General features: G+C 55.5%; 14 protein-coding genes and 4 tRNA genes. 1 reads left to right on the top strand and 17 read right to left on the bottom strand.

The window, feature by feature from the left end:
• Positions 1–25: 25 nt before the first annotated feature.
• On the bottom strand, positions 26–328 hold the full coding sequence (locus ACFER_RS03845; protein WP_049763442.1) for a hypothetical protein: 303 nt from the start codon (positions 326–328) through the stop codon (positions 26–28).
• Between the two features lie 112 nt (positions 329–440).
• On the opposite strand from ACFER_RS03845, the gene ACFER_RS03840 reads away from it, so the two are divergent.
• Positions 441–959: an ATP-binding protein gene (locus tag ACFER_RS03840; protein WP_081443253.1), complete on the top strand. Its 519-nt coding sequence runs from the start codon at positions 441–443 to the stop codon at positions 957–959.
• A 215-nt stretch (positions 960–1,174) separates the two neighbouring features.
• On the opposite strand, the gene ACFER_RS03835 is transcribed toward ACFER_RS03840, so the two are convergent.
• From ACFER_RS03835 to ACFER_RS03765, 16 genes are all read right to left on the bottom strand, one after another.
• Positions 1,175–1,894 carry a hypothetical protein gene (locus ACFER_RS03835; RefSeq protein WP_148213913.1) on the bottom strand — a complete coding sequence of 240 codons (720 nt, stop codon included), beginning with the start codon at positions 1,892–1,894 and terminating at the stop codon, positions 1,175–1,177.
• Positions 1,828–2,025: a hypothetical protein gene (locus ACFER_RS03830; protein WP_012938109.1), complete on the bottom strand. Its 198-nt coding sequence runs from the start codon at positions 2,023–2,025 to the stop codon at positions 1,828–1,830. The genes ACFER_RS03835 and ACFER_RS03830 overlap by 67 nt, the downstream gene beginning before the upstream one ends.
• A gap of 215 nt (positions 2,026–2,240) precedes the next feature.
• On the bottom strand, positions 2,241–3,692 hold the full coding sequence (gene wbaP / locus ACFER_RS03825) for an undecaprenyl-phosphate galactose phosphotransferase WbaP (RefSeq protein ID WP_012938108.1): 1,452 nt from the start codon (positions 3,690–3,692) through the stop codon (positions 2,241–2,243).
• 744 nt (positions 3,693–4,436) lie between these two features.
• On the bottom strand, positions 4,437–4,622 hold the full coding sequence (locus ACFER_RS11340; protein ID WP_148213912.1) for a hypothetical protein: 186 nt from the start codon (positions 4,620–4,622) through the stop codon (positions 4,437–4,439).
• A gap of 302 nt (positions 4,623–4,924) precedes the next feature.
• Positions 4,925–5,446: a phosphatase PAP2 family protein gene (locus tag ACFER_RS03820; RefSeq protein ID WP_012938107.1), complete on the bottom strand. Its 522-nt coding sequence runs from the start codon at positions 5,444–5,446 to the stop codon at positions 4,925–4,927.
• Between the two features lie 127 nt (positions 5,447–5,573).
• Positions 5,574–5,647, bottom strand: a tRNA-Cys gene (locus tag ACFER_RS03815).
• Positions 5,648–5,656: 9 nt separating this feature from the next.
• A tRNA-Gly gene (locus ACFER_RS03810) sits at positions 5,657–5,731 on the bottom strand.
• An 8-nt stretch (positions 5,732–5,739) separates the two neighbouring features.
• Positions 5,740–5,815, bottom strand: a tRNA-Phe gene (locus tag ACFER_RS03805).
• A gap of 2 nt (positions 5,816–5,817) precedes the next feature.
• Positions 5,818–5,894, bottom strand: a tRNA-Asp gene (locus ACFER_RS03800).
• Between the two features lie 119 nt (positions 5,895–6,013).
• Positions 6,014–6,697 (bottom strand): hypothetical protein, encoded by a 684-nt coding sequence (locus tag ACFER_RS03795; protein WP_012938106.1) that lies wholly within the window; start codon positions 6,695–6,697, stop codon positions 6,014–6,016.
• Positions 6,698–6,703: 6 nt separating this feature from the next.
• Positions 6,704–7,408 (bottom strand): FAD-dependent thymidylate synthase, encoded by a 705-nt coding sequence (thyX, locus tag ACFER_RS03790; protein ID WP_176767952.1) that lies wholly within the window; start codon positions 7,406–7,408, stop codon positions 6,704–6,706.
• Positions 7,408–7,881 carry a Mini-ribonuclease 3 gene (locus tag ACFER_RS03785; RefSeq protein ID WP_012938104.1) on the bottom strand — a complete coding sequence of 158 codons (474 nt, stop codon included), beginning with the start codon at positions 7,879–7,881 and terminating at the stop codon, positions 7,408–7,410. Before ACFER_RS03785 ends, thyX begins: the two co-directional genes overlap by 1 nt.
• On the bottom strand, positions 7,878–9,323 hold the full coding sequence (gene cysS, locus ACFER_RS03780) for a cysteine--tRNA ligase (protein ID WP_012938103.1): 1,446 nt from the start codon (positions 9,321–9,323) through the stop codon (positions 7,878–7,880). Before cysS ends, ACFER_RS03785 begins: the two co-directional genes overlap by 4 nt.
• Positions 9,324–9,338: 15 nt before the next feature.
• Positions 9,339–10,811 carry a glutamate--tRNA ligase gene (gene gltX / locus ACFER_RS03775; RefSeq protein ID WP_012938102.1) on the bottom strand — a complete coding sequence of 491 codons (1,473 nt, stop codon included), beginning with the start codon at positions 10,809–10,811 and terminating at the stop codon, positions 9,339–9,341.
• 22 nt (positions 10,812–10,833) lie between these two features.
• Complete coding sequence (ispD, locus tag ACFER_RS11900) at positions 10,834–12,021, bottom strand: 2-C-methyl-D-erythritol 4-phosphate cytidylyltransferase (protein ID WP_012938101.1); 1,188 nt, start codon at positions 12,019–12,021, stop codon at positions 10,834–10,836.
• A 16-nt stretch (positions 12,022–12,037) separates the two neighbouring features.
• A complete protein-coding gene (locus ACFER_RS03765; protein WP_012938100.1) occupies positions 12,038–13,147 on the bottom strand; it encodes a PIN/TRAM domain-containing protein in 1,110 nt (369 codons plus the stop codon).
• Positions 13,148–13,253 lie beyond the last annotated feature (106 nt).

Here is a 13,253-nt window from a genome sequence, read left to right as displayed (position 1 = left end):
GCAGGGCCGCAGCCCTGCTTGTCCTTTACAACATACCATTCAATTTTCCCAGTTCCCGGATCTGCTCCACCGATACTTTCGTGATGCGGGCGATGGTCTCCATGGGGATCTTTTCCCGCAGCATGCCGAGGATGTTGCTGTTGCGCTCCTGCTGGATGCCTTTTTCCAGGCCCTTTTCCAAGCCCTCTGCCCTACCTTTTTCCGCATATTTCCTGGCAAGGCCTCTGCCATAATCACACATTGTTTCCGCCTCCTTCTCCATTTCCACGGTCATGGGAATTCCATATTCTGCATTTCGTGCCAAATGCTCCAGTTCCATGGAAAACACGGATTCAAGTTTCCCCTGGCAGTATGCTTCCAATACAATATCGTAAGATGCAGGGCAGTGCGGTGTAAGGTCAAAAATATCCGCACCCCTCCATGGCTAACGGAAATCAACGATATGCATATACCAAGGAATCACCCCGCATACGTGGGGTCTACTACTTACGGCTGTAAAACCAGATGAGCACGATCATCTGAACCCGAAGCAAATCCAGGAATTGCGTACGCTTGCTTTTGTGGAACGGAGTGAAAACTTGATTCTGCTGGGCCCGCCAAGAGTGGGCAAGACGCATCTGGCCACTGCGTTTGCGGTAGAAGCCTTGCACCATGGTAAAACCGCATACTTCATTACATTAGCCCACCTTATTGAAGATCTGGAGAAGCGCCGGGAAAAAGGTCTATTGTCCAGGCGATGCAAATTTTACGCCCGACCAGATATCCTGGTAACAGATGAAGTTGGCTATATGCAGCTGAGCCGGCAGCAGGCAGAATTGCTGTTCCAGATTATCTGCGCCCGCTATGAGCGGGGCACCATAATTATGACCAGCAACAAGTATTTCAGCGACTGGGGTGAATTCATGAGCGATTCAGTGATTGCGACTGCTATCCTGGACCGAACTTTACACGCATGCTGATTTTTTGTCAAATAGGAGCGTGGATGTTAAAGTTGTGGGCAAGAATGGAAAGACAAAAGCTAAATGGGCTGACCGGGCGACACGGCTGCACCCGTCTGGTTCAGCCCCTGCGGATTTCCAACGAAGGTTGGTGCAGTTGGCGGGCCGCCCGGCGTGCGGCCCCTACGGTTCCGCAATGGAGCCGTCGATCCAGGCCGTCCAATGCTCTTCACTCTTCACTCTGCACTGTTTTTCTTCCCTCTTCTCTTCTTCGCCGGGCTCATGACGGTTTTGGCCCAGTGGAAGAATTCCTGGGCTCCGTCCCAGAGGAAGTGGAAGTCCAGCACCATAGTAATCAGTTCGCTGCGAGTGAAGGGTTGGTAATAATTCATGTTGGCACCTTCATAGAATACGTTTCCTCCTGCTGCAGCATCCCGAAGGAAGTTCTGGAATCCATTGTACTGGGTCTTAAGCCGTTCTAAAATAACTTGAGCTTCTTTCCATTTTCCCTGTCTGAATTTCAGGAGCGCCATGGACATGGCAAAGAAACAACGATTTTCTTCCCCTTTATTTTCCTGAATCAGCTTACTGGCATTGAATTCGTCTTCGCTGTATACATGCAGGGCCATCAGATAAAAACGAATCCCCTGGTTGTCATTCCTGTTTAGTTTGAGCATTTCTCTGGCTACAGTAATGGCCTGCTGGATCATGCAGCAACTCTCAAGGAGTTCAAAATAATACTGCATGGCCCGCATATAGGGACGGGTATCAATGACCATATAGAAATTCCCCATGGATTCTTTGTACAATTTCTGCCGCTTCAGGTTTTCTTTGCCCAGATCCAGGATTTTTTGACTTCCTGAATGTATTCCCATTTCTGTTTCTTTTCCTATAGCAAGAGCTGCATAAGGACATCCACATCGAAGGGATCCAGTTCTTTGGCTTTTTCCAGGCATTCTCGCTTGGCTTTTTTCGTTTTTTGCTGATCGGACAGTTCCAGCCAGTCGTAAACGGTTTTGGCATCCTCTTTGGACAAAGGAGGTGCATCATCCAAGCTGACATTGTACTGTTCCATGAATTCCTTCAACAGAGCCTCCAGCTGTTCATCAGATTCCAGATTGTGCCCCCCGTTTTTTTATCGACGAATTCATAGAATTGCGAAATGACATTTTCAGAAAGTGTGCTTATTGTTTTTTCCTCCCTATAAGTATAAAGAAGTCAGACCGGCTCTTCGGGCCTTTCAGAAGTCAGACGTCAGCTTGGTGGCTATAAACAAATCTGACCTCTATCTAAAACCGCCTCTCAGTACGCTCCCTTATGCTGCAATACTACCCCGAACGTCCTCCACAGCAGCATGATATCCAGCCATACGCCCCAGTTGCGGACGTACCAGGAGTCCATCTGGACCCGTTCTTCGTAGGTGGTGTCGCTACGGCCGTTCACCTGCCACATGCCGGTGATGCCGGGATGGACCATGTAGAAGTCCTTGATGTAGGGCCCGTATTTGGGGATTTCCGCCGTGACAATGGGCCGGGGGCCCACCAGGCTCATCTGGCCGATAAGTACGTTGAACAGCTGGGGCAGTTCGTCCAGACTGGTTTTTCGCAGCACTTTCCCCACCCGGGTCACCCGGGGATCATCCTTCAGCTTGAATTCCGCTTCCCATTCTTTCCGGGCTTCCGGATTGGCCGCCAGGTATTCTTTCAGTTTCTGATCCGCATCCACGCACATGGTCCGGAACTTCAAACAGGGAAACAGCTTGCCCCCCTTGCCGATCCGCTTATGGGCAAAGATCACAGGGCCCCGGGAATCCAGCTTGATCAGGATGGCCAGGAGCAGGAAAATGGGGCTCAGAAGGACCACGCCGATGGTGGTCAGCACCAGGTCAAAGATTCGTTTGATGACCCGGTTGTAGGACCGGGCCAGGTTGTTCTTCAGGCTCATGAACATCAGCCGTTCGTTGAACAGGGAATCCACTTCAATGCCGTTCACCGGCAGACCGATCAGATCCGGAACAAAGGACAGATTCCGCACATGGGGCTGGATCACATGGATCAGCCGGTTCAGTTTTTCCGGAGTCATCCCAGGCACGGCAATGCACACATCCTGGACCTGGGTCTTTTCGATGACCTCCACCACCTGGCCAAAGGTGCCCAGATAGGGCAGGTTTCCCACGTTTTCTTCCTGAGGACCGGCGTCATCCACATAACCGATTACATTGAAGTTGAGACCGATGTCGTCCCGGATGCCCTGGAGCACCAGACGGGCCGTTTTTCCGGCCCCCACCAGGAGCACCGGAACACTCCCCACCCCAGCCCAGTTCAGCACATGGGTGAAGAAGTACCGGAACAGGGTCACCAGGATAATGGAAAAGATCCAGAGGAGTCCTACGAAAAGCCGGGAGGTGCTGGCAGAAATATGGGACAGGTACACAAAGACCACAATGGCCCCGGCCGCATAGGTACAGGCCCGGAAAATGGTTTCCAGCAGCTTCCAGTACCCAAGATGCTTGGTGTAGATGCCCCCCTGGCGGAAAAACAGCAGGAAAAGCAATGGAAAGGCCACCCAGAAGTTCAGCCAGGGCATATGGAAATGGGTGTTCCCGGTAACAGCCCCCCGCAGGTGGTACGCCAGGAATTCCGCCAGCAGGATCATCACCCAGTCGGTGATGGTATAGATGGTGGGCAGGAAATAATTCAGGTGATGATGGATGAAGGAATCGGGATCGGATTCCGAAAAGGCCGTATGGAACATAAAGAGGCTCCTTTTGCACAACAGAATGGGTATTTGGATATAATTTTCATTTTACCATAAAAACCCGGGGAAATGAAGGAAAAGGGCGGGGAAGTCTGTATCAACAGGTTCTCGGTAAACCCTTCATCATTGACCCATTGCGATGCCGTAGGGGGCGCAGGCCCGGCGCCCCGCCAGACGCCCGTCCCTACCTGTGTCCCCCTGAAAGGGGGAAAGGACCCGCGTCAGCGGGTAGGGGGTTCTGTCAAGGCAAAGAAACCTATACCCATCCACCCACAAAGGCTCCCCGCCGGATTACCATACGAATTTCAATCCACGCCCCCATACGGGGGCGACCGTATTGCTCTAAAATCGGGGCGATGGTCTGGCTATTTCAATCCACGCCCCCATACGGGGGGCGAACCAGAGCCTGTCCACCATGCAGGCTACTGAGGCGATTTCAATCCACGCCCCCATACGGGGGGCGACGTCAGACGGGCCAGCTTGAGTTTCTCAAGTTCTTCCATCTTTTTCCGCGAAAGGCGGTTTCCAGATTTTCCAGTTCCCGTTTCCAGATGCTTGTTCTTTCTGTTCGCTTCCCTCTCGCACTTGCAGGATTATGGAAGCTTCCAGATTGTAGGTCTGTTTGACTCCCGCGAGAACGATAATGATGGTCTCCCATTCTCCCTATATGGGGAAGTTCTCTGTTGTCGAAAAGCTATAGATAACGGAAGAGGATGATATTTTCTTCTTCTACTTCTTCTACTATACCATATTCCCGGTGTAAAAAAACGCCTGGTTTAAAGATATATCGTTCATCGCGACAGTTGATAAAGACGTCAGATTGTCCGGTTTGGATATTGTACCGGCTGCTGGACCATGTTCTTCTGTTGTCCAGGGGGCCTGCAAAATATCGGCTGTTGCCGATGCCCCCATCACCATGCTGCGCATGGTCCCCCGCCCCTCCCGGGGCGGACTTTGGGACGTGCAGTCCTATTATGCGGTACTGCAGGCGGGCCGCCGGGCCTGCGTCCCCTACGGATTCGGCATGAAGCAATCTACGATTTTTTCAGGCACACGAGATGGGGCCAGATGCGCGAATGCGGATGGCCTCCCGGATTCCTCCAGGCGCGGCAGATGTGCCCAGATACGCGAAAGGAGGGATTTGTAAGTTTGGCATAGTACAAAGTGGTACATGCCCAGCTTACAAATCCCTCCTGACAAAGCAGATGGCCTGCTCTGGCGCCCAGGGGTTATGCGAGAGCCCAAAGCAGCAGTCCGGCCACAACCCCCGCCCCCATTCCCGCTGCCACATCGCTGGGATAGTGGACGCCGGCCAGGACTCTTACCACCGCACTGGCCAGGCTGACGGCCAGGAAGGCCAGGCCCAGGGGTGGTTGGAAGTACAGGTAGGTCATGGCGATGATGGTGGAGGAAAACACATGGCGGCTGGGGAAGGATTCTCCCTGCTTGTTCCGGGGCAGCAGGGGCTGCAGGGTCCAGAACTCGTAGGGCCGGGGCCGGTTGATTTTGCTGCGGACCAGGGTGAGCAGCAGGAAGGAAAGGGCCGGGATCCAGAAGGCTTTCTGGAGGGCGGTATTACCGGCCAGGCCGCCCTGCTGCCACAGCTGCCACAGAAGCAGGGGATAGGCGATGTACATGAGGATCACCAGGCCCCCGTTCAGAAGAAACAGGCCCCGGATGGCCCAGGGGCGGGTCCGGAAGGGCCGGGTAAGGCGGGCATAGGTGCGGTCGTAATGGGTTTCCAGGTGCATGGGAAGTCCTTTCTGTAAAAAGGGGCTGTTCAGCCTCATCAACTGTCAGCGGCCAAATGACCAGTTACAAAAGAGGGTGCCGCATGTGTGGGTTTTCACACATGCAACACCCTCTTTAACTTTCATTTGGAGGCGACGCCCAGAATCGAACTGGGGATAAAGGTTTTGCAGACCTCTGCCTTACCGCTTGGCTACGTCGCCATAAAAAATTGGAGCGGAAAACGAGATTCGAACTCGCGACCCCCACCTTGGCAAGGTGATGCTCTACCACTGAGCTACTTCCGCTTGAAGAATGGTGCCTCAGCGCAGAATCGAACTGCGGACACAAGGATTTTCAGTCCTTTGCTCTACCAACTGAGCTACCGAGGCATTGGCGACCCAGGACGGACTCGAACCGACGATCTCCGCCGTGACAGGGCGGCATTCTAACCAACTGAACTACTGGGCCGTTGCGGCGTCTTCTTCAAGCGCCGACTTGTATAGTATAAGAGATAAGGAGAAAAAAGTCAAGGACTTTTTTCTCCTTATCCCCCGCCCTTGTATGGGCGGATATTTCCAATTTCCTTCTTACAGATCATGATCTGCCTGGGTCACTTTCTGCAGGGTGGGTTCCAGGTGTTCTTTCAGTTTGGTTTCCAGTTCTTTCAGGTTCCGGCTGTCAAAATCCATGGACGCATGGAACACGGAATTGATCTTCACCTCTCCGAAAAACTGGTCCCGCAGCCGGTTGTACATGATGATCAGCTGGTCCATCCGCTGAAAATCGGAATAATCGATGAGGATGATGGATCCGTTGATGTGCTCGATGGCATGGGCGGGTTTGATATACAGCTCAAAGGGCCCGATTTTTTCCGGCAGATGGTTGCCGTATTCCCAGGTCAGGATCCCGTGCTCGGCCACCTGTTCCCCCAGGTTCACACTGGTGGGGTCTTCCATGCTGTGGAGGATCCCGGGCAGGTAGGCCCTGACGTTTTTGGCGAACACGTCCCGGTCCTTGTAGATGAACCGGATGTCCCGATAGGAATTCATGCCCATGGTGTGGATCACAATGTAATCGAAAGTTTCCGAGGTGTAGATGATATCCAGTCTGGCCCGGAGTTCCGGAGCCTCATACCGGCAGATGGTGAGCACCTGGCCGCTGATGGTATCCACCAGTTTTTTGGTGAACGGACCCACCTGGTCCGGCAGCTCCCGGATAAAATCCCACTCCCGGGTTTCCTTCTGGATTTCTTCAATCGGTTTGTACCCCATGGCCGGTTACGCCTTCTCCCCGGCTTTGGCGGCATCCTGGGCCAGGAGCTTTTCCAGCCGTCCGCAGCTCATTTTCCCTTCGTGGCAGACCCGGTCACTTTCGCAGGTGGGGCCGGCTTTTTCAAAGAGGATAGGCGCCACTTCCTTCACCTGCCGGAGCATTTCCCAGGCCAGGGCACGGATTTCCCACTGGGCCCGGGAGCAGCACCGGAGCTGGAAGAAATGGAGCAGGCTCCGGGCATTCATGGTGACCACGATCTTGGTCTCCGCCGCGTTGGGCAGGATATACCGGGCATCTTCCGCCGGCACCCCCGCCTCCGTCCATTTGTTGTACAAATCCTGGATCTTTCCGCACAGCTCCTCGAATTCTTTTTTGCATTCGGGCCGGGCAGCCAGGGTGGGCGGCAGGATGGTCTCGAAATCATGTTCCTTCACATACCGCTGGCTCTGCTGGCTGTAGGAAGCGATCCGGTGGCGCACCAGCTGATGGGTCAGTACCCGGGATACCCCTTCGATGGCAAAGGTGAAGCTTACATGCTCAAAGGTGGAGGTATGCCCCATCTGGCCCAGCCGGCGTACCAGGCTGGCCACTTCCTGGTCCGTCATTTTGTTTTCCAGTTCCGCCGCCCCGATGGGAGAATAGCAGAGCCGGGCGCTCATGGCCACGGTCCGGTCCGGTTCGGGGGTATAGCGGAGCAGTTTTACGTGCATCATTTTCTCTTCTGTTTCCTTTCCTCCTCCATGGCCTGGCGGATCAGTTCAAAGGAATGGTCCATCAGGGCCTGGAGCCGGTCTTTCCGGTCCATGAGATACAGATAGCCCATAAGGGCCTCAAAGGCCGTGCCCTGACGGTATTCCCGGACACTGGCGCTTTTGGGCACGGTGCTTTTGGTGTTCCGTCCCCGGCGGGCAATCTGGGCTTCTTCTTCGGTGAGTTCCGGTTCCAGGGCGTCCATGGCTTTGGCCTGCATCACTGCAGACACCATCCGGCTGGCCAGATCGTGGAGCACCTGTACATGGCTGCTGACGGGCAGGATCCGCATCCGCACGTACAGGGAAAACACCGCATCCCCGATATAGGCCAGTTCCACCGGATGGATCAGCCGGGGTTCCGGCATAGTCTGGGTTTCTCCGCAGGTGGCCAGCACATGGTCCAGGAGCCGCTGATACTGTTCGTATCTCACTTTCTCTTCCACCGTACGCCCTGGGGCGTGTCTTCCAGGATGATTCCCTTGGCAGCCAGTTCGTCACGGATGGCATCGGCTTTGGCAAAATCCCGGGCTTTCCGGGCAGCCTGGCGTTCTTCGATCCTGGCGGCGATTTCCGCTTCCTCGTTGCTCACCGCGCCCCCTTCTCCGTTGGCAGCCGGCTGGTTTTCCAGGATCCCGATGACCCCGATCATTTCCTTCCAGGCCTTGTCGATCTGTTCCACCAGTTTGCCATCAGGCTTCTTGGCACCGCTGATGATAGCATTGTGGTATACGTTGATTTCCTTGGCCAGGGCAAACAGGTAGCTGATGGCCAGGGAGGTGTTGAAGTCGTCGCTCATGGCATCGAAGAACCCTTTCCGCAGTTCTTCCACTTTGTCCCGGAGCGCCAGGCTTTCCGCATCCGGCCCCACGGTGATCACCTGCTGGATTTCCTGCAGGTTGTTCTGAGCCGTACGCAGCCGTTCCAGGCTCCGTCCCGCTTCCGCCAGCCGTTCCTGGCTGAAGTCCAGGGGACTGCGGTAATGGGTGTTCAGGATGAAATAGCGGATGGTTTCCGGTTCGTATTCCTTCAGCAGATCGTACACGGTCTTGAAGTTGCCCAGGGATTTGGACATTTTTTCTTCGTTGATGGTGATGAATCCGTTGTGGACCCAGTACCGGACAAAGGGATGGACCCCGGTGGCCCCTTCGCTCTGGGCGATTTCGTTTTCATGATGGGGGAAGATCAGGTCGCTGCCGCCGCCATGGAAATCCAGGGTGTTGCCCAGGTATTTGGTGCTCATGGTGGAGCATTCAATGTGCCAGCCCGGCCGGCCTTTGCCCCAGGGGCTGTCCCAGGAAGGTTCTCCCGGTTTGGCGGATTTCCACAGGGCGAAATCCATGGGGTTCTCTTTCCGTTCGTCCACGTCCACCCGGGCGCCGGCCATCATGTCGTCCAGTTTCCGGCCGGACAGTTCCCCGTAATGGCTGAATCTTTCCACCCGGTAGTACACGTCCCCGTCCACCACATAACCGTAACCGTTGTTGATGAGCTCCTGGACGGTGTGGATGATGTCGGGAATGTGTTCGGAAACCCGGGGATAGATGTGGGCCCGCTTCACATGGAGTTTGTCCATCACTTCGAAATAAGCCTTGATGTACCGGTTGGCAATCACATCCCAGGTGACCCCTTCTTCATTGGCGGCCCGGATGATCTTGTCGTCCACATCGGTGAAGTTCTGGACATAGGTCACATCGTACCCTTCGTGGTCCAGGAACCGGCGGATGGTATCCCACACCACAAAGGGGCGGGCATTGCCGATATGGGGATGGTTGTAGGGGGTGACCCCGCACACATAGATCCCCACTTTCCCCGGATGGAGAGGAACGAATTCCTCTTTCTGCCGGGTCATATCATTATAAACACGGATGCTCATAGGAAGCTCCTTTCCTTACAGGTTCACGCCGGCTTTGGCCAGGCTGCCCCGGATCCGGGATGCCACACGTTCTTTGCCCAGGAGGGGAATCATTTCCGCCAGTTCCGGTCCGTGCTGATTGCCGGTGAGAGCCACCCGGACGGGCATGAATACTTTCTTGCCCCCCAGTTTGGTTTCTTTCTGTACGGCCTTGAACAGGGCCTTGGTGGCTGCATGGTCCAGGCCTTCCGCAGCGGCCAGTTTGTCCAGGAACAGGCCCATCACCTGGGGCACCGTTTCTTCCTTCAGGACAGCTTCCGCTTCCGGGGTTTCGAAATCGAATTCATCGGTGAAGTACAGGGCCACTTTTTCAGGGATTTCCTTCCCGAATTCCGCCTGGTCCCGGGCGGTGAGGATGACCTTCTTCAGCCATTCCAGCTTTTCGCCGGTTTCTTCCCCGGTCATGTAGCCGGCTTCCTTCATGAAGGGCACCGCAAAGGCCACATAGTCCTCATCGGACAGCTGGCGCATATAGTGGGCGTTCAGCCAGTTCAGTTTCTTGATGTCGAATACGGCCGGGTTCTTGGCCACATGGTCCAGAGAGAACTGCTGGATCAGTTCTTCCCGGGAGAAGATTTCCTGGTCGGAATTGGGAGACCAGCCCAGGAGTGCCAGGAAGTTCACAATGGCATCGGGCAGATAGCCCATCTGCCGGTACTGATCCACGGAGGTGGCCCCGTGCCGTTTGCTCATCTTCTTGTGGTCCGGTCCCAGGATCAGGGAAATATGGCCGAAGGTGGGTTTTTCAAAGCCCAGGGCATCGTACAGCAGCAGCTGCCGGGGGGTGTTGGACAGATGTTCTTCTGCCCGGATCACGCAGTTGACCCCCATCAGGGCATCGTCGATGACCACGGCGTAGTTGTAGGTGGGGATGCCGTCGCTTTTCACGATGACAAAGTCCCCGATGCCGTTGGAATCGAAATGCACATCCCCGCGGACTTCATCATGGACCACGATGTCTTCATTTTCCGGTACCCGGAACCGGATGGTGGGTTTCCGGCCTTCCGCTTCGTAGGCGGCCCGCTGTTCCGGAGTCAGGTTCCGGCATTTGCCCATGTACCGGGGCATTTTCCCCTGGGCGGTCAGGGCTTCCCGTTCCGCTTCCAGTTCTTCCGGGGTGCAGTAGCAGTAATAGGCCTTGCCTTCTGCCAGCAGCTTGTCAGTGTATTTTTTATAAATATCCAGCCGTTCCATCTGGCGGTAGGGGCCGTTGGGACCTCCCACGTCCACGCCTTCATCCCAGTCGATGCCCAGCCATTTCAGGGCAGCCTTGATGTTGGCTTCCCATTCCGGTTTGGACCGGTCCCGGTCGGTATCTTCGATCCGCAGCAGCATGACCCCGTTTTCCTTCCGGGCCAGCAGCCAGTTGAACAGAGCGGAACGGGCGCCTCCGATGTGGAACGGCCCGGTGGGGCTGGGTGCAAAACGTACTTTCAGTTTCTTTTCCATTGTATCTTCCTCCCAAAGGTTTTTATCTTGTAAGACTGGCCACGGCTTCGGCAGCGATGCCTTCTCCCCGGCCGGTAAAGCCCAGTTTTTCCGTGGTGGTGGCCTTTACGTTCACAGCGTCCCGGGGCAGCCCCAGGTCTGTGAGCAGATTCTCCAGCATGGCCGGCTCATAGGGAGCCAGTTTGGGCCGCTGGGCGATGATGGTCACATCCACATTGTTCACCTGCCAGCCGGCAGCGCGGAGTTTTTCCAGCACAGCCGCCAGCAGTTTCCGGCTGTCCGCCCCCAGATAGGCATCATCCGTATCCGGGAACAGCCGCCCGATATCCCCCATGCCGGCCGCCCCCAGCAAGGCATCCATCAGGGCATGGAGCGCCACATCCGCATCGGAATGGCCATCCAGTCCCCTGTCCCAGGGCACGGTGACCCCGCAGAGGATCAAGGGACGGCCTTCCACCAGACGATGGACATCATAGCCGGAGCCGATTCGAAATTCCATGTTCTTTCCCTCCCTGCGTGCTGCCAGATCCTGGGCCCAGTCCAGGTCTTCCGGCGTGGTGATCTTCCGGTTGTCATAGGAGCCCATCACCAGGCCCACTTTTTTCCGGAGCGCTTCCACCAGGCTGGCGTCGTCGGTTACATCCAGATGCTGCTCCCGGGCCAGAGAAAAGCCTTCCCGGAGCAGGCCGGGGCGGAAAATCTGGGGGGTCTGGACCGCCCACAGACGGCTCCGGTCCAGGGTCCGTTCCACGGATTTTTCCAGGTCCGCCATTTTGATGGTGTCCTTGCAGGGCACTGCCGCCACAGCCGCTCCCGTTTCCCGGGCCTTGTCCCAGACCCGCTGGATCAGTTCCGGATCCGCAAAGGGACGGGCGCCGTCGTGGACCGCCACCCACTGGGTATTTTCCGGCAGCCGGGCCAGGGCATTGGCCACGGAGTCCTGCCGTTCTTTCCCGCCGGTGACGATGTTCCAGGACAGGTTCGGGAACTGCCGGGGCTGCCATTCTTCCAGCAGCTGCCGGGCCCCCTCCTCTTCTCCCGGGGCTACGGCCACCAGGGCCAGGTCCAGGCCGGGCACCTGGCTCATCTGGTGCAGGCTGCGGACCAGGATGGGGATGCCACGGATACAGGCATAATTTTTATTATACCCCAAACCCAGCCTTTTTCCCATACCTGCGGCGGCAATGATGCAAACCAATTCGTTGTTCATCCCATCATTCCTTATCTTATTTCAGTTTGGCAAAGATCATCCGGCCGGCAGAAGTCTGGAGCACGGAGGTTACGGTCACCGGAACGGTGAAGTTCACGCAGCGTTTGCCCCCTTCCACTACCACCATGGTCCCGTCATCCAGGTACCCGATGGCCTGGCCCGGTTCCTTGCCTTCCTTGGCCAGATAGATCTGGAGTTCTTCCCCGGGCAGGACGGACTGTTTCAGGGCATTGGCCAGGTCGTTGATGTTCAGCACCCGGACTCCCTGGATTTCCGCCACCTTGCTCAGGTTGAAGTCGTTGGTGGCCACCATGCCGCCCCGCTCTTTGGCCAGACGGACCAGTTTGGTATCCACTTCCGTAATGTCGTCATAATCCTTCTCGGCGATTTCCACCACCGCATTCTTGTCTGCCTGGATGGCCCGGACGATGTCCAGTCCCCGCCGGCCCCGGTTCCGTTTCAAGGTATCCCCGGAATCAGCGATTTTCTGGAGTTCTTCCAGGACGAATTTGGGGATCACGATGACCCCTTCCAAAAAGCCCAGGCGGATCACATCCAGGATGCGGCCGTCGATGAGAACGCTGGTATCCAACAGTTTATAAGTGCGGGAAGCATTCCGAGTATTGTTTTTCCGGGTATTGTCCTTGTTCCGGGCAAACCAGACTCGATTGAAGAATAAAAGGATATCCTCGCGTTTGTTCAAAGCCACTTTGGCCCCGATGATGGCCCCCATGATGCTGAAGATCAGGGAAATATAGGGTCCCACAATGGGCAGCCGGGAAAAGGCCGTCCCCAGCAGGGTGGCCACGATCAGCCCGGTAATCACTCCGATGGACAGGACAAAGATGTCCCCGGTGGGCAGATCAGCCAGATAGGAAGCCAGGATTTCGGAATAATGGAGGGTGTAATGGATCAGGGGCGTGGCGGCTGCTTTGCCGATATAGCCGAAGATCAGGGCACCGATGATCCCCATGATCAGATTCAGGGGCGTCACTCCCAGAAAGCCCAGTTTCAGGGTATCGGAAGACACAAATTCACCCAGCAGAGGGGTCGCGATTTCCATAAGGAAAACACCCAGGGCAGCGAAAATCAGGATAATGACAAATTTGATGATTTTTTCAACCATAGTTTCACCTCCTTGTATAATATTCTAAACTTTATTGTACAATAATACGAAAATAAAGAAAAGAGATTGCAACAGAAATTGGAAGAAAGTGTAAAAAATGGGATGC

Source organism: Acidaminococcus fermentans DSM 20731 (assembly GCF_000025305.1).
Classification (GTDB): Bacteria; Bacillota; Negativicutes; order Acidaminococcales; family Acidaminococcaceae; genus Acidaminococcus; species Acidaminococcus fermentans.
Note: the sequence above shows the minus strand (reverse complement) of the source record. Positions and strands in the feature narration are given on the sequence as shown.

What these genes read in the sequence shown, in the direction of transcription:
- ACFER_RS03835 (WP_148213913.1), bottom strand. Translation starts at nt 1,894, where the DNA reads ATGCCTGGAAAAAGCCAAAGAACTGGATCCCTTCGATGTGGATGTCCT.
- wbaP (WP_012938108.1), bottom strand. Translation starts at nt 3,692, where the DNA reads ATGTTCCATACGGCCTTTTCGGAATCCGATCCCGATTCCTTCATCCAT.
- ACFER_RS11340 (WP_148213912.1), bottom strand. Translation starts at nt 4,622, where the DNA reads ATGCGCAGCATGGTGATGGGGGCATCGGCAACAGCCGATATTTTGCAG.
- ACFER_RS03820 (WP_012938107.1), bottom strand. Translation starts at nt 5,446, where the DNA reads ATGCACCTGGAAACCCATTACGACCGCACCTATGCCCGCCTTACCCGG.
- ACFER_RS03795 (WP_012938106.1), bottom strand. Translation starts at nt 6,697, where the DNA reads ATGGGGTACAAACCGATTGAAGAAATCCAGAAGGAAACCCGGGAGTGG.
- thyX (WP_176767952.1), bottom strand. Translation starts at nt 7,408, where the DNA reads ATGCACGTAAAACTGCTCCGCTATACCCCCGAACCGGACCGGACCGTG.
- cysS (WP_012938103.1), bottom strand. Translation starts at nt 9,323, where the DNA reads ATGAGCATCCGTGTTTATAATGATATGACCCGGCAGAAAGAGGAATTC.
- gltX (WP_012938102.1), bottom strand. Translation starts at nt 10,811, where the DNA reads ATGGAAAAGAAACTGAAAGTACGTTTTGCACCCAGCCCCACCGGGCCG.
- ispD (WP_012938101.1), bottom strand. Translation starts at nt 12,021, where the DNA reads ATGAACAACGAATTGGTTTGCATCATTGCCGCCGCAGGTATGGGAAAA.
- ACFER_RS03765 (WP_012938100.1), bottom strand. Translation starts at nt 13,147, where the DNA reads ATGGTTGAAAAAATCATCAAATTTGTCATTATCCTGATTTTCGCTGCC.